At 63.1% G+C, this 14,706-nt stretch carries 13 protein-coding genes and 1 tRNA gene; 13 read left to right on the top strand and 1 reads right to left on the bottom strand.

Going from position 1 to position 14,706, the window contains the following annotated elements:
- The first annotated feature begins 170 nt into the window (after positions 1–170).
- The 3 genes from rplU (at position 171) to obgE (ending at position 2,049) form a co-directional block, all read left to right on the top strand.
- A complete protein-coding gene (gene rplU / locus FFY45_RS03180; RefSeq protein WP_006450001.1) occupies positions 171–491 on the top strand; it encodes a 50S ribosomal protein L21 in 321 nt (106 codons plus the stop codon).
- A gap of 12 nt (positions 492–503) precedes the next feature.
- On the top strand, positions 504–764 hold the full coding sequence (gene rpmA / locus FFY45_RS03175) for a 50S ribosomal protein L27 (protein WP_006450000.1): 261 nt from the start codon (positions 504–506) through the stop codon (positions 762–764).
- A gap of 232 nt (positions 765–996) precedes the next feature.
- Positions 997–2,049, top strand: a complete 1,053-nt coding sequence (gene obgE / locus FFY45_RS03170) for a GTPase ObgE (RefSeq protein WP_006449999.1) — start codon at positions 997–999, stop codon at positions 2,047–2,049.
- Between the two features lie 91 nt (positions 2,050–2,140).
- Here obgE and rpsT read toward each other — a convergent pair whose 3' ends face one another.
- Positions 2,141–2,410 carry a 30S ribosomal protein S20 gene (rpsT, locus tag FFY45_RS03165; RefSeq protein ID WP_002807888.1) on the bottom strand — a complete coding sequence of 90 codons (270 nt, stop codon included), beginning with the start codon at positions 2,408–2,410 and terminating at the stop codon, positions 2,141–2,143.
- A gap of 116 nt (positions 2,411–2,526) precedes the next feature.
- Here rpsT and murJ point away from each other — a divergent pair, with 116 nt between their 5' ends.
- From murJ to cyoD, 10 genes are all read left to right on the top strand, one after another.
- Positions 2,527–4,131, top strand: coding sequence for a murein biosynthesis integral membrane protein MurJ (gene murJ / locus FFY45_RS03160; protein ID WP_176339650.1), 1,605 nt, complete (start codon positions 2,527–2,529; stop codon positions 4,129–4,131).
- A 207-nt stretch (positions 4,132–4,338) separates the two neighbouring features.
- Positions 4,339–5,373, top strand: coding sequence for a bifunctional riboflavin kinase/FAD synthetase (locus FFY45_RS03155; RefSeq protein WP_176339399.1), 1,035 nt, complete (start codon positions 4,339–4,341; stop codon positions 5,371–5,373).
- 6 nt (positions 5,374–5,379) lie between these two features.
- Complete coding sequence (gene ileS, locus FFY45_RS03150; protein ID WP_176339398.1) at positions 5,380–8,211, top strand: isoleucine--tRNA ligase; 2,832 nt, start codon at positions 5,380–5,382, stop codon at positions 8,209–8,211.
- A gap of 337 nt (positions 8,212–8,548) precedes the next feature.
- A complete protein-coding gene (lspA, locus tag FFY45_RS03145; RefSeq protein WP_043889026.1) occupies positions 8,549–9,061 on the top strand; it encodes a signal peptidase II in 513 nt (170 codons plus the stop codon).
- A 79-nt stretch (positions 9,062–9,140) separates the two neighbouring features.
- Positions 9,141–10,091 carry a 4-hydroxy-3-methylbut-2-enyl diphosphate reductase gene (ispH, locus tag FFY45_RS03140; RefSeq protein WP_176339397.1) on the top strand — a complete coding sequence of 317 codons (951 nt, stop codon included), beginning with the start codon at positions 9,141–9,143 and terminating at the stop codon, positions 10,089–10,091.
- 183 nt (positions 10,092–10,274) lie between these two features.
- Positions 10,275–10,350 (top strand) — tRNA-Thr (locus tag FFY45_RS03135).
- A 363-nt stretch (positions 10,351–10,713) separates the two neighbouring features.
- The gene (cyoA, locus tag FFY45_RS03130; protein WP_104550311.1) at positions 10,714–11,664 is read left to right on the top strand and encodes a ubiquinol oxidase subunit II; all 951 of its coding nucleotides are present in this window, start codon (positions 10,714–10,716) and stop codon (positions 11,662–11,664) included.
- A complete protein-coding gene (gene cyoB / locus FFY45_RS03125) occupies positions 11,664–13,664 on the top strand; it encodes a cytochrome o ubiquinol oxidase subunit I (RefSeq protein WP_176339396.1) in 2,001 nt (666 codons plus the stop codon). Before cyoA ends, cyoB begins: the two co-directional genes overlap by 1 nt.
- Positions 13,661–14,290: a cytochrome o ubiquinol oxidase subunit III gene (gene cyoC, locus FFY45_RS03120; RefSeq protein WP_176339395.1), complete on the top strand. Its 630-nt coding sequence runs from the start codon at positions 13,661–13,663 to the stop codon at positions 14,288–14,290. Before cyoB ends, cyoC begins: the two co-directional genes overlap by 4 nt.
- Positions 14,290–14,625, top strand: coding sequence for a cytochrome o ubiquinol oxidase subunit IV (cyoD, locus tag FFY45_RS03115; RefSeq protein WP_006450195.1), 336 nt, complete (start codon positions 14,290–14,292; stop codon positions 14,623–14,625). The genes cyoC and cyoD overlap by 1 nt, the downstream gene beginning before the upstream one ends.
- Positions 14,626–14,706: the final 81 nt, after the last annotated feature.

Genomic DNA, 14,706 nt, shown 5'->3' with positions numbered 1-14,706 from the left:
ATGGAGCCGGATCGATGTCGCCTGCGGCAGGTCGACGTGCCGCCGATCGGAAACCGGCCGGCGCCCGGCTTGCGGGTTGACCCAAAACCCGATAGGCCAGTACAATCCCGCTCCTGTCTGCCCTAGGGCACGTCAGTGCGACCATAATAACTACAGAGGAAAACCTGGTCATGTACGCAGTTCTGGTAACCGGCGGTAAGCAATACCGCGTCGCGCAGGGCGAAACGCTCCGCGTGGAAAAGCTCGAAGTCGAAGCTGGCGACGAGATCAAGTTCGACACCGTCCTGATGTTGGGCGATAGCGATGGCATCAAGCTGGGCGATGCGCTGAAGGGCGCTTCGGTCACCGCAAAGGTTGTGGCCCATGGCCGCGCCGACAAGGTGCGCATCATCAAGTTCCGTCGCCGCAAGCACCACATGAAGCGTCAGGGACACCGTCAGTACTACACCGAAATCGAGATCACCGGCATTGCCGGTGGCGATAAGAAGTAAGGAGAACCAGTCATGGCACATAAAAAAGGCGTAGGTTCCTCGCGCAACGGTCGCGATTCCAACCCGAAGTACCTGGGTGTGAAGATCTTCGGTGGCCAGGCCATCGATGCCGGCAACATCATCGTGCGTCAGCGCGGCACCCAGTTCCACCCGGGTAGCGGCGTCGGCCTCGGCCGTGACCACACCCTGTTCGCCCTGGTGAACGGCAAGGTGGAGTTCTCGGTCAAGGGTGCGAAGAAGCGTCGTACCGTCAGCGTGGTTGTCGAGGCGTAATCGCCCGCTCCATGCAGGCCAGTCCGCCAGGCACCGATGCCTGACGGACGAGACGGAAAGCCCCGCTTTTGCGGGGTTTTTCGTTTGACGGCCGGGAGTGGGGATTCGGGAGTTGGGATTCGCAACGGCGGATTTCGATAGTCCCGATGCCGTCGCTTCCTGCTGTTTCCGCGGCCGCCAAGCGGCGTCCTGCGGTGGTGTTACCAATCCCAAATTACGAATCCCAAATCTCATGAAGTTAGTCGACGAAGCGGAAATCCTGGTCAGTGCCGGCAATGGCGGCAATGGCTGTGTCGGCTTTCGCCGCGAGAAGTTCATCCCGCTCGGTGGGCCGGATGGTGGTGATGGCGGCAGCGGCGGCAGCGTGTGGATCGTGGCCGACGAGAACGTCAACACCCTGGTCGACTTCCGGCATGAGCGCACCTTCAAGGCGCAGCGCGGCGAGAATGGCATGGGCCGTCAGGCCTACGGCAAGGGCGGCGAAGACCGCATCATCGTGGTGCCGGTCGGCACCGTGGTGATGAACGTGCAGACCGATGAAATCATCGGCGACCTGACCCAGAACGGCGATCGTCTGCTGGTGGCCAAGGGCGGCAAGGGCGGCCTGGGCAACATGCATTTCAAGAGCTCGATCAATCGCGCCCCGCGCCAGTCCACCACCGGCGAAGAGGGCGAGGAGCGTCTGCTCAAGCTGGAGTTGAAGCTGCTGGCCGACGTCGGCCTGCTGGGCTTCCCCAATGCCGGCAAGAGCACGCTGATCCGAGCGGTGTCTTCGGCAACGCCGAAGGTGGCCGATTACCCGTTCACCACCTTGTATCCGAATCTGGGCGTGGTCAGTGTCGAGGCCTATCGCAGCTTCGTCATCGCCGACGTCCCGGGCCTGATCGAGGGCGCGGCCGATGGTGCGGGGCTAGGCACGCAGTTCCTGCGCCATCTGCAGCGCACGCGTTTGCTGCTGCACCTCGTAGACATCTCGCCCATGGAAGGTGGTGTGGATGGTGTGTCGCCGGCCGATCAGGTGCGCACTCTCGAGCGCGAGCTGGAGCGGCACGATCCGGAGTTGCTAGCCAAGCCGCGTTGGCTGGTGCTCAACAAGGCCGACTTGATGTTCGAGGACGAGGCGCGTACGGCGGCAGAGGCGATCGTGGCCGAACTTGGCTGGACCTCGCCGTGGTATCTGGTCTCGGCGTTGGGTCGCGATGGCACCTTCCCGATCATGAAGGACATCATGGCGTTCTTCGACCGTCAGCGCGAGGACGAACTCGAGGCGCGCAATGCCGGCTGAGTGGTATCGCAGCCAAACAAAAAACCCGGCCAAGGCCGGGTTTTTCTGTTCCACCGAAAGCCAGGCTTCCGGTAGTGCCGAAACCGATCGCTTACGCGGCCTTGATGGCCTTGATGCGAGCGGTCAGACGGCTCTTATGACGCGCAGCCTTGTTCTTGTGAATCAGGCCACGGGCGCTGAAACGGTCGAGGATGGGCTGAGCAACGGCGAAAGCAGCTTCGGCGCCTGCAGCATCGTTGGCGTCAAGGGCCTTGATCACCTTCTTGACGGCGGTGCGCAGCATCGAACGCTGGCCCGTGTTGCGCTCATTGCGCACGACGGTCTGCTTGGCGCGCTTCTTGGCGGACTTGATATTGGCCACGGTGGTGGGTTCCTGAAAAATCGGTATGGTGGAAAAAGCAAGCGCGAAAGTATGATGGACCTAGTTATGTACGTCAAGTCAGATGTCAAGAGGGAGGCTGCGTGAGCAAGCCCGGTATGTTGAGAGGCCTGCTCTCGTTCAGCAGTATGACCATGGTGTCGCGGGTATTGGGGCTGGTGCGCGACCAAGTCATCACCACCACCTTCGGCACCAATGCGGTGACCGATGCGTTCTGGACGGCCTTCCGGGTCCCCAATTTCCTGCGTCGGCTATTTGCCGAAGGGTCCTTCGCCACCGCCTTCGTGCCGGTGTTCACCGAGGTCAAGGAAACCCGGCCGCATGCCGATCTGCGCGAACTGATGTCGCGCGTGGCCGGTACCCTAGGAGGAGTGCTGCTGCTGGTCACCGCACTGGCGCTGATCTTCGCGCCGCAGTTGGCCACGCTGTTCTCCAGCGGCGTGGACACCGACCCGGCCAAGCATGGCCTGCTGGTGGACCTGTTCCGTCTGACCTTCCCATTCCTGCTGTTCGTCTCGCTGACCGCGCTGGCTGGCGGGGCACTGAATAGTTTCCAGAAGTTCGCCATGCCGGCGCTGACCCCGGTGATCCTCAACCTGTGCATGATCGCCGGCGCCGTGTGGCTGGCGCCGAAGCTGGGCGGCACTCCGGAAAAGCAGATCCTCGCGCTGGGCTGGGCGGTGCTGGCGGCAGGCATGCTGCAGTTGCTGTTCCAGCTGCCTTCGCTGAAAGGCATCAACCTGCTGACCCTGCCGCGCTGGGGCTGGCAACATCCAGGCGTGCGCAAGGTGCTGACCCTGATGGTGCCGACCCTGTTCGGCTCATCGATCGCGCAGATCAACCTGCTGCTGGACACCGTCATCGCCGCCAGGCTGACCGATGGCTCGCAGTCGTGGCTGTCGCTGGCCGACCGCTTCCTGGAACTGCCGCTGGGGGTGTTCGGGGTGGCGCTGGGCACGGTGATCCTGCCGGCGCTGGCGCGCCATCACGTCAAGACCGACCGAAGCGCGTTCTCCGGCGCGCTGGATTGGGGCTTTCGTACCACGTTGCTGATCGCCATGCCGGCGATGCTCGGGTTGCTGCTGCTGGCCGAGCCGCTGGTGGCCACCTTGTTCCAGTACCGCCAGTTCACCGCCTTCGATACGCGCATGACCGCGATGTCGGTCTATGGCCTGAGCTTCGGCCTGCCGGCCTATGCCATGCTCAAGGTGCTGCTGCCGGCGTTCTACGCGCGCCAGGACACCCGTACGCCGGTGCGCGCGGGTGTGGCGGCGCTGATCGCCAACATGGTGTTCAACTTCGCGCTGCTGGCGGTGGTCTACCAGATCATGGTGCCGCCCGAACTCAAGGCGCAGGGCGTGATGCAGGCGCTGGGCAAGCAGCCGGGCCTGCATCTGGCGCTGGGGATTGCCAGTGCGTTGTCGAGTTATCTCAATCTGGGCTTGCTGTGGTATTGGCTGGGCAAGTCCGGCGTGTACCAGCGGCGGCCGGGTTGGGGCGGCTATGCGCTGCGCCTGCTGCTGGCATGTACGGCGATGGTGGTGGTGCTGTTGGGCCTGCTGTGGTGGTTGCCCTCGTTCACCGTGATGGAAAAGTGGGATCGCATCGGCTGGCTGGCGGTGCTGGTCTGCAGCGGTGGGGCGACCTATCTGGTGGCGCAGCTGGCATTGGGGCTGCGGCCGCGGCATCTGCGCGAAGGGTAGGCAGCTTGGCGGACCGGCCAAGCGCGCTGCAGAACCGCCTGTGCTGTGCGGAGTTCTGACTTCGCGCAGCTGGAATACTCATTGCGCCTGGCCAAGCGTTGCTCACTGCGCGGCGCGCGCCCATGCGGATTGACAGGCACGGCTATACTTGCAGGTTATGTATCAGTGAGGGTCGGCCCGCAGGCCGGCATCTGTTTGGATCGAGCAATGAGCAGGCTGTTTAGAGACGTCGAGGGCGGGACGCTGTTCCCGCACGGAAGCGTGGTCTGCATCGGCGCCTTCGATGGCCTGCATCTGGGGCATCGGGCATTGGTGCAGCACGCGGTCGAACGCGCGCGCGCGCTGGGCGTGCCGGCAGTGGCAGTGAGCTTCGAGCCGTTGCCGCGCGAATTTTTTGCTCCGGCAGCGCCGCCGCCGCGGTTGACGCTGGCCCGCGCCAAGATCGAAGGGCTATACGGCCTGGGCGCCGACAGCGTGGGCATGATCCGTTTCGACGGCCACTTGGCGGCAATGAGCGCTGAGGATTTCGTACGGCTCGCATTGGTTGGCCGGCTGTGCGCGCGCGAAGTGTGGATCGGCCCGGAGTTCCGCTTCGGCCATCGGCGTGGCGGCGATATCGGCCTGCTGCGTGCGCTCGGTGAGCAATACGGGTTCGTGGCCGGCGAGATCGCCCCGGTGCATCTGCGCGGCGAGCGTATTTCTGCCACGCGCATTCGCGAGCTGCTGGGCACGGGCGAGTTTGCGCATGCCGGCGAACTGCTTGGCCGCCCGTATGCCATCGGCGGGCGGGTGGTGCGCGGCAAGCAACTCGGCCGCACGCTGGGTTACCCCACTGCCAACTTGCGCTTTCCGCGCACGCCGGCGCTGTCGGGTATCTACGCGACCTGGGTGCATGGTGTGGCCGATCAGCCGTGGCCGTCGGTCTCGAGCTTTGGCACGCGACCGACGGTGGCCGGTGTGGAACCGCTGCTGGAAGCGCATCTGTTCGATTTTCAGGGCGATTTGTACGGCCGCCACATCGAAGTCGAATTCGTCGCCAAGCTGCGCGACGAAGAAAAGTTCGATGGCCTGGGGGCGCTGACCGTGCAGATGCATCGCGATGCCGAGCAGGCGCGTGCGGTACTTAATGCGAGTCCCTCGCAAGAACCCGCACCTCCATGTGCGGACAATAAACATGCGAGCTCCTCGCAAACGTCTGCACATGCAAGTGCAGACGCTTCAGACAACGCAGCGCAACGGTAGAGACCTGTGACCCACGACTACAAAGCCACGCTCCATCTGCCCGCGACGGAATTTCCGATGCGCGGCGACCTGCCCAAGCGTGAGCCGGCGATGCTGGAACGCTGGGAGCGCGAGGGGCTGTACGCGCAACTGCGCGCCAACGCGGCCGGGCGCCCGCTGTTCGTGCTGCACGACGGCCCGCCCTATGCCAACGGCCAGATCCATCTGGGCCATGCGGTCAACAAGATCCTCAAGGACATCATCGTCAAGTCGAAGTATCTGGCTGGCTTCGATGCGCCGTACATCCCGGGCTGGGACTGCCACGGTCTGCCGATCGAGATCGCGATCGAGAAGAAGTACGGCAAGGTCGGCGTGAAGCTGGATGCGGCGCAGTTCCGCCAGAAGTGCCGCGAATACGCCACCGAGCAGATCGATCTGCAGCGGCGCGATTTCAAGCGTCTGGGCGTGATCGGCGATTGGGACAACCCGTACAAGACGCTGGATTTCCGCTTCGAAGCCAATGAAATCCGCGCGCTGGCCAAGGTGGTCGACAACGGCCATCTGACCCGTGGCGTCAAGCCGGTGCACTGGTGCTTCGATTGCGGCTCGGCGCTGGCCGAGGCCGAGATCGAATACGCCGACAAGGTGTCGCCAACGGTGGATATCGCCTATCCGGCGCGTGATCCGGCGGCTGTCGCTGCCGCCTTCGGCGCGAGCCTGCCGGCCGGCGTGGGCGTGGCGGTGCCGATCTGGACCACCACCCCGTGGACGCTGCCGGCTTCGCTGGCGGTGAGCCTGGGTGCGGAACTGGATTACGTGCTGGTCGAAGGCCCGGCCGATCGCGGTCAGCCGCGTTGGTTGGTGATCGCCGAGGCCCTGGCCGGCAAGGCACTGCTGCGTTACGGCGTGGAAACGGTGGTGGTGCACGGCCATGCCAAGGGCGCAGCGCTGGAGCAGATGCTGCTGAACCACCCGTTCTATGCCGAGCGCGAGATCCCGCTGCTACTGGGCGACCACGTGTCGGCCGAAGACGGTACCGGCGCTGTACATACCGCACCGGGTCATGGTCAGGAGGACTATCAGGTCTCCAAGCAGTATGGGTTGCTGGAGCGCTACGGCGCTGCGCAGATCAATCCTGTGGATGGGCGCGGCGTGTATCTGCCGTCGACGCCGCCGCTAGGCGACACCGTGTTGGCTGGGCTGCATATCTGGAAGGCCAACGACATCATCATCGATGCGTTGCGCGACACCGGCGTGCTGCTGGCCGCCAGCAAGATGGAGCACAGCTACCCGCATTGCTGGCGCCACAAGACGCCGATCGCGTTTCGTGCCACGCCGCAGTGGTTCATCTCGATGGAGCAGGCCAACCTGCGCGCCGATGCGCTCAAGGCGATCGAAAACGTGCATTGGTATCCGTCCTGGGGCCAGGCGCGCATCGCCGGCATGGTCGACGGGCGCCCGGACTGGACGATTTCGCGCCAGCGCACCTGGGGCGTGCCGATCGCCTTGTTCGTGCACCGGGAAACCGGCGAGCCGCATCCGCGCAGCACCGAGTTGCTGCGCCAGGTCGCCGACCGCGTGGAACTGGGCGGTGTGGACGTGTGGTACACGCTGGACGCGGCCGAGCTGCTGGGCGATGAGGCGGCCGATTACGACAAGATCACCGACATCCTGGATGTGTGGTTCGACTCCGGCGTGACCCACGAAACAGTGCTGGTGGACCGCGGCCTGCCCAAACCGGCCGACCTGTATCTGGAAGGTTCCGATCAGCATCGCGGCTGGTTCCAGTCCTCGCTGCTGACCGGCGTGGCGATGGACAAGGCGGCGCCGTACAAGCAGTGCCTGACCCACGGCTTCACCGTGGACGAGCACGGCCGCAAGATGTCCAAGTCGCTGGGCAACGGCATCGAGCCGCAGGACATCATGAAGACCCTGGGCGCGGACATCCTGCGCCTGTGGATCGCCTCGGCCGATTACAGCAACGAGATGTCGCTGTCGCAGGAGATCCTCAAGCGCAACGCCGATGCGTATCGCCGCCTGCGCAATACCGCGCGCTTTCTGCTCGGCAATCTGCATGGATTCGATCCGTTGCAGCATCTGGTGGCGCTGGATGACATGGTGCTGCTGGACCGCTGGATCGTGCATCGCGCGCACGAGCTGCAGGAGAAGATCGTTGCCGCGTATGCGCGTTACGACTTCGCCGAGATCGTGCAGGCGCTGCTGAATTTCTGCAGCGTGGACCTGGGTTCGCTGTATCTGGATGTGACCAAGGACCGTCTGTACACGATGGCCGAGGAGGCACGCGGCCGCCGTTCGGCGCAGAGCGCGATGTATCACGTGGCCGAGGCGTTCGTGCGCTGGATCGCGCCGGTGCTGAGCTTCACCGCCGAAGAACTGTGGGGCTATCTGCCGGGCAAGCACACCGACAACGTGCTGTTCGCCACTTGGTACGACGGCCTGGCGCCACTGCCGGCCGATGCCGCGTTGACCAGTGCCGACTTCGACAAATTGCTGGCCTTGCGCGAGCAGGTGGCCAAGGTGCTGGAGCCGATGCGTGCCAACGGGGCGATCGGTGCGGCGCTGGAAGCGGAGATCACCGTCGCCGCCGATGCGCAGACCGCCGCACGCTGGCAGCCGCTGGCCGAGGAGCTGCGCTTTTTGTTCATCAGTGGCGATGTCACCGTCACCGCAGCCAGCACCGACGACATCTTCGTCAGTGCGCAGCCGACCACCAAGGCCAAATGCGTGCGCTGCTGGCACCACCAGGCCAGCGTGGGCAGCGATCCGCGTCACCCGGAACTGTGCAGCCGCTGCGTGAGCAATCTCGAAGGCCCGGGCGAGGCGCGTCGCTGGTTCTGATGCGCGCATCGACGGCAACGCGTCGCGGAAGATTCCGCGACACGTTGCCGATGTTTTTCGTAGAACGTGCTGCACTGGAACGGGCCGCTGCTTTATTTGCAGGCTACTGCGCCACACGCTTACGCGGCGCTGTCCGCTATGCCTGATGCGTTGTGGCGCTTGCTGAAGCTCGCGCTTGCGGCAGAGCGGGCCAGGGCAGCTGGCTGAAGCGTCCATGCCATCCTCGCTTGCCTGTCATCCAGCTTTGATCATCGTTGTTTAGTTTTCGCCATCTCCAACGCCATCCAGGCATCTTCTCCGGCGTCGGAGAAATCACAACCAATTGCGACCTCTCGACATGAGTCAACGCCCCAAACCTTCCGCCCTGATCTGGTTGCTGTTGTCTGCGCTCGTGGTCGGGCTGGACCAATGGAGCAAGGCCTGGGTGCTGTCCAGCCTGCCCGAGTACACAGCCGTGCCGGTGATCGACGGCTTCTGGAACTGGTACCGCACCTACAACACCGGGGCGGCCTTCAGCTTTCTGAGCGATGCCGGCGGCTGGCAGCTTTGGTTCTTCACCGCGCTGGCGGTGGGCATCAGCGGGCTGCTGGCGTTCTGGCTGTCACGCACCGCGCGCGGCGAGTGGCGTAGCGCGCTGCCGTATGCGCTGGTGATCGGCGGGGCGATCGGCAACGTGATCGACCGCCTGATGCATGGCCACGTGGTCGATTTCATCCAGTGGTACATCGGCAGCCACACCTGGCCGTCGTTCAATATCGCCGACTCGGCGATCGTGGGCGGCGCCATCGGCATCGCAGTGTTCGGTCTGTTCGACAAGGGCGGCAAGCGGGAGTCAGGGATCAAAAATTAGCAATCGAGGCTGAAGTGTTCCTGCGGGCGCACGCCGCCCGGTCCGATTCCTGATTCCCCATTCCCGTAGAATGCCCGCCATGGAAGTCCTGCTCGCCAATCCCCGTGGTTTTTGTGCCGGCGTCGACCGTGCGATCGAGATCGTCAAGCGTGCGATCGAGACGCTGGGCGCGCCGATCTATGTGCGCCATGAAGTCGTGCACAATCGTTTCGTGGTCGACGACCTCAAGCAGCGCGGCGCGGTCTTCGTCGAAGAACTCGACGAGGTGCCCGACAACGCCACGGTGATCTTCAGCGCACACGGCGTCTCGCAAGCTGTGCGTTTGGAGGCCGAGCGCCGCGGGCTCAAGGTGTTCGACGCGACCTGCCCGCTAGTGACCAAGGTGCACTTCGAGGTGGCGCGGCACTGCCGGGCCGGCCGCGATGTGGTGCTGATCGGCCATGCCGGGCATCCGGAAGTGGAAGGCACGATGGGGCAGTGGAGCCGCGAGCGCGGCCCCGGCACCATCTATCTGGTCGAAGACATCGAGCAGGTGGCCACGCTGCAGATCCGCCAGCCCGAAAACCTCGCCTACACCACCCAGACCACGCTGTCGGTGGACGACACCATGGGCATCATCGAGGCCCTGCGTGCGCGCTTCCCGGCGATGCAGGGACCGCGCCACGACGATATCTGTTACGCCACCCAGAACCGCCAGGACGCGGTGCGCGATCTCGCGCGCCAATGCGATCTGGTGCTGGTGGTTGGTTCGCCCAATAGCTCCAATTCCAATCGTCTCAGCGAGCTAGCACGACGCGACGGGGTGGAGTCTTACCTGATCGACAACGCCAGCGAGATCGACCCGGCCTGGATCGTCGGCAAGCAGCACATCGGCCTGACCGCCGGCGCTTCGGCGCCGCAGGTGCTGGTGGATGGGGTGCTGGCACGGCTGCGCGAGCTGGGCGCCGGGGGCGTCTCAGAGCTGGAGGGCGAGCCGGAATCGATGGTCTTCGCGCTGCCCAAGGAACTGCGGTTGCGCCTGGTCAGCTGAAAGCGGGCGCTTATAAATGGGCTTGGCGAGTAGGGATTCGGTTTGGCGCGTGTCGGGTGCCTTGCAGTTGCCAGCTGACTGACCTTCGCCAGTCGCAATCTGGCGCATGACGCCGCAATGCCCGGTCTGCTCCACCAGCGGCGATTGACCGCAGACTGGCTCCGCTCCTACAATTCACGGCTCGCCGGAATAGCTCAGTTGGTAGAGCGGCGCATTCGTAATGCGTAGGTCGTAGGTTCGATTCCTATTTCCGGCACCATCGCTTCAATACTGGGTCGGCCATTGGTCGGCCCAGTTGCGTTTTGGGCGGATGCACACACACCTTGGCGCGCTAGCAGCAATAGACGCTGCACATCACGCAGGCCTGATTGTGCAGGTCCGCAATCGCATCGTTTCTGCCCTGCGCAGCGCTGCGACAACATGTCGCATACGTTTGCGCGCATTAATTGCGGCAGATCATGGCCGATGGGTTTCGTGCAGGTGCAGCAAAGTTTAAAATTAGGAAGCTAACCCGTGTCTTCGGTCTGCGCGGTCATCTTTCTTCAGGAAGAGCGCTGCCGGACATGTCCCGAAAGGGGATGCGACGCATGAGGCTGGCGTTCCTTCGCACTTGGATCGACCGATGATTCCGTTGAAACATCTCGGGCGTGTACTTCGTCCAGGCCTGATGTTGCCGTTCCTGCTGTTGGCAGGCTGCAACTCGGCCATCCTCAATCCGAAAGGCCAGATCGGCCACGACGAGAAGCAACTGCTGATCACCTCGGTGGTGCTGATGCTGATCGTGGTCATCCCGGTGATCGTGATGACGATCGCGTTCGCGTGGAAATACCGCGCGTCCAACACGAAGGCGCGCTACGAGCCGGATTGGTCACACTCCACCGCCATCGAAGTGGTGGTGTGGTCGATCCCGTGCGTGATCATCCTGGTGCTGGCGGTGCTGACCTGGCGCTCCTCGCATGCGCTGGATCCGTACCGGCCGCTGGATTCGGACGTCAAGCCGCTCACCATCGAAGCGGTCTCGCTGGACTGGAAGTGGATGTTCATCTACCCGGATCAGAACATCGCCACGGTCAACGAAATCGCCTTCCCGGTGCACACGCCGCTGAACTTCAAGATCACCTCCGACACGGTGATGAATTCGTTCTTCATCCCGCACCTGGGCACGATGATCTACGCGATGGCCGGTATGGAAACCAAGCTGCATCTGGTGGCCAACGAGCCAGGCGAATACTTCGGCCTGTCGACCAACTACAGCGGTCACGGTTTTTCGAAGATGAGCTTCAAGGCGCATGCGGTCGATCAGGCAGGCTTCGACGCATGGGTGGCCAAGGTCAAGGCATCGCCGAAGGCGCTGACCGCCGCCGAGTACCAGGTGCTGGCCGCCAATCGCAACGATAAAGAACAGTATCCGGTCACCTACTACTCGTCGGTGCAGGACGGCATGTTCCGCTCGCTGGTCGACAAATACATGAATGGTCCGGGTCACGGTCCGCAAGGCCATGGCGAAGGCCACGGCGACCATCAGGCATCGGCTGCAGAGCCGGTTGCCATGTGCACTTCTGGAGACAAGTGATGCTAGGCAAACTTACGCTCGAGGCGGTTCCGTACCACGAGCCGATCATTATGGTCGCTCTCGGTGGCGCCGGCCTGCTCGGCCTGCTCATCGCGGGCGCCATCACCAAGTACAAGCTGTGGGGCTACCTGTGGAACGAGTGGTTCACCTCGGTGGATCACAAGCGCATCGGTGTGATGTACATCATCGTGGCGCTGGTGATGCTGCTGCGCGGCTTCGCCGATGCGGCGATGATGCGTGCCCAGCAGGCGTTGGCGGGTAACGGCGGCGAAGGTGTGCTGCCGCCGCATCACTACGACCAGATCTTTACCGCGCACGGCGTGATCATGATCTTCTTCATGGCCATGCCGTTCATGACGGGCTTGTTGAATCTGATCGTGCCGCTGCAGATCGGCGCACGCGACGTGGCGTTCCCGTTCCTGAACTCGCTGAGCTTCTGGCTGTTCGTTGCCGGTGCGGCGCTGATCAACATCTCGCTGGGTGTCGGTGAATTCGCGCAGACCGGTTGGTTGGCGTATCCGCCGTTGTCGGGGCTGGAATACAGTCCAGGGGTCGGTGTCGACTACTACATCTGGGCGTTGCAGGTCTCAGGCTTAGGCACGTTGCTGACCGGTATCAACTTCTTCGTGACGATCATGCGGATGCGCGCGCCGGGCATGACCCTGATGCGCATGCCGATCTTCACCTGGACCGCGTTGATCACCAACATCCTGATCATCGCCGCGTTCCCGATCCTGACCGTGGCGCTGGCGTTGCTGGGTGCCGACCGTTACCTGGGCACGCACTTCTTCACCAACGACGGTGGCGGCAACGCCATGATGTACGTCAACCTGATCTGGATCTGGGGCCACCCGGAAGTCTATATCCTGATCCTGCCGGCGTTCGGCATCTTCTCCGAGTTGATCGCGACCTACAGCCGCAAGCGGTTGTTCGGCTACACCTCGATGGTCTACGCCACCTCGTGCATCGGCGTGCTGTCGTTCGTGGTGTGGTTGCACCACTTCTTCACCATGGGCTCGGGTGCCAACGTCAATGCCTTCTTCGGCATCACGACGATGATCATCTCGATCCCGACCGGCGTGAAGATCTTCAACTGGCTGTTCACCATGTTCCGCGGTCGTGTGCACATGACCTCGCCGGTGCTGTGGACGATCGGCTTCATCATCACCTTCACCATCGGCGGCATGACCGGCGTGATGCTGGCGATTCCGGCGGTGGACTTCGTGCTGCACAACAGCCTGTTCCTGATCGCGCATTTCCATAACGTGATCATCGGCGGCGTGGTGTTCGGTTACCTGGCAGGTCTGACCTACTGGTTCCCGAAGGCGTTCGGCTTCAAGCTCAACGAGAAGATCGGCAAGGCCTCGTTCTGGTGCTGGATCATCGGCTTCTTCGTGGCCTTCATGCCGCTGTACGTGCTCGGTTTCATGGGCATGACCCGCCGCATGAACACCTACAACCACCCCGAGTGGGCGCCGTGGCTGTACGTGGCCGCTGCGGGTGCTGCGATCATCGGCATGGGCATCTTCCTGAATCTGGTGCAGATCGGTTACAGCGTGTGGAAGCGCAAGGAGCACATGGACTACACGGGCGATCCGTGGGATGGCCGTACGCTGGAGTGGGCAACCTCTTCGCCGCCGCCGTTCTACAACTTCGCCGTGCTGCCGCACATCGACGACCGCGATCAGTTCTGGGCCGACAAGCAGAACGGCAAGGGCTGGGTGCGTCCGTCCAAGTACGAAGCGATCCACATGCCGCGCAACACCGGTTCAGGCGTGTACATCGGTGCCTTCAGCGTGCTGATGGGTTTCGGGTTGATCTGGCACATCTGGTGGCTGGCGATCATTGGCCTGGTCGGCATGATCGGCAGTTTCATCGCACGTACCTTCGATGACGACATCGATTACTGGGTGCCGGCCGACGAAGTGGAGCGCATCGAAAACGCGCGCTTTGCCCTGCTCGAACAGCAACATGCGGCGCAGGCCGCGAAGGTGGTATGACCATGTCTTCCTCGACCATGCTTGACCACGCCGCCCACGCGGGCGGCCACGACGACCACGAGCATCACGACGCTGGTGGCAACACCGTCTTCGGGTTCTGGGTCTACCTGATGAGCGACTGCCTGCTGTTCGCCGGCCTGTTCGCCACCTATGCGGTGCTCTCGGGCGCCACGGTGGACGGACCGACCGCCAAGGAGCTGTTCGACCTGAAGTTCGTGCTGGTGGAAACCTTCCTGCTGTTGTTCAGCAGCCTGAGCTTCGGCGTCGCGATGATTTCCGCGCACAAGCGCAGCATGACCGGGCTGTATGCCTGGTTGGGCGTCACCGCGCTGCTGGGTATCGGCTTTCTGTGCATGGAAGTGTGGGAGTTCAACCACCTGATCCATGAAGGGGCGGGTCCGGGGCGCAGCGCGTTCCTGTCGGCCTTCTTCACCCTGGTGGGCACGCACGGCCTGCACGTGGCCTCCGGCCTGTTGTGGATGGCAGTGCTGGTGATCCAGATCTCGAAGAACGGCCTGACCCCGCGCAACAGCACGCGTCTGGCCTGCCTGAGCCTGTTCTGGCATTTCCTGGACATCATCTGGATCGGTGTGTTCACCGTCGTCTATCTGCTGGGAGCGCTGTAATGGCCAATCACCACGCGCATGAAACCGCTGCCGATGCACATGCCGGCGGCCTGAAGTCCTACCTGATCGGCTTTGTGATGGCCGTGATCCTGACCGTCATCCCGTTTGCGATGGTGATGAGTGGGGCGTTCTCCAAGGGCGTCACCGTCATCGTGATCTCGCTGATGGCCGCCGTGCAGATGCTGGTGCACATGGTGTATTTCCTGCATATGGATCGCTCGCCCGAGCAGCGCTCCAACGTGCAGGTGGGCCTGTTCTCGCTGCTGATCATCGGCATCGTGATCGTCGGTTCGCTGTGGGTGCTGCACAACATGAACGTCAACATGATGCATTGAGACGGCGCCACGCCGGATCGCGTCATGCTGTTATGAAGAAAGCCGCCAGCGATTGGCGGCTTTTTTTTGCGCATGAATTTG

The sequence above is a fragment of the Xanthomonas hortorum genome (assembly GCF_011305375.1).
Lineage (GTDB): Bacteria > Pseudomonadota > Gammaproteobacteria > Xanthomonadales > Xanthomonadaceae > Xanthomonas > Xanthomonas hortorum_E.
This window is presented reverse-complemented; position numbering and strand designations above follow the sequence as displayed.

Bases quoted from the DNA above. Each gene is read 5' to 3' on its own strand.
- cyoC (WP_176339395.1), top strand. From the start codon at position 13,661: ATGACCATGTCTTCCTCGACCATGCTTGACCACGCCGCCCACGCGGGC.
- lspA (WP_043889026.1), top strand. From the start codon at position 8,549: ATGAGTCAACGCCCCAAACCTTCCGCCCTGATCTGGTTGCTGTTGTCT.
- ispH (WP_176339397.1), top strand. From the start codon at position 9,141: ATGGAAGTCCTGCTCGCCAATCCCCGTGGTTTTTGTGCCGGCGTCGAC.
- FFY45_RS03155 (WP_176339399.1), top strand. From the start codon at position 4,339: ATGAGCAGGCTGTTTAGAGACGTCGAGGGCGGGACGCTGTTCCCGCAC.
- murJ (WP_176339650.1), top strand. From the start codon at position 2,527: ATGTTGAGAGGCCTGCTCTCGTTCAGCAGTATGACCATGGTGTCGCGG.
- cyoD (WP_006450195.1), top strand. From the start codon at position 14,290: ATGGCCAATCACCACGCGCATGAAACCGCTGCCGATGCACATGCCGGC.
- cyoA (WP_104550311.1), top strand. From the start codon at position 10,714: ATGATTCCGTTGAAACATCTCGGGCGTGTACTTCGTCCAGGCCTGATG.
- cyoB (WP_176339396.1), top strand. From the start codon at position 11,664: ATGCTAGGCAAACTTACGCTCGAGGCGGTTCCGTACCACGAGCCGATC.
- rplU (WP_006450001.1), top strand. From the start codon at position 171: ATGTACGCAGTTCTGGTAACCGGCGGTAAGCAATACCGCGTCGCGCAG.
- obgE (WP_006449999.1), top strand. From the start codon at position 997: ATGAAGTTAGTCGACGAAGCGGAAATCCTGGTCAGTGCCGGCAATGGC.
- rpmA (WP_006450000.1), top strand. From the start codon at position 504: ATGGCACATAAAAAAGGCGTAGGTTCCTCGCGCAACGGTCGCGATTCC.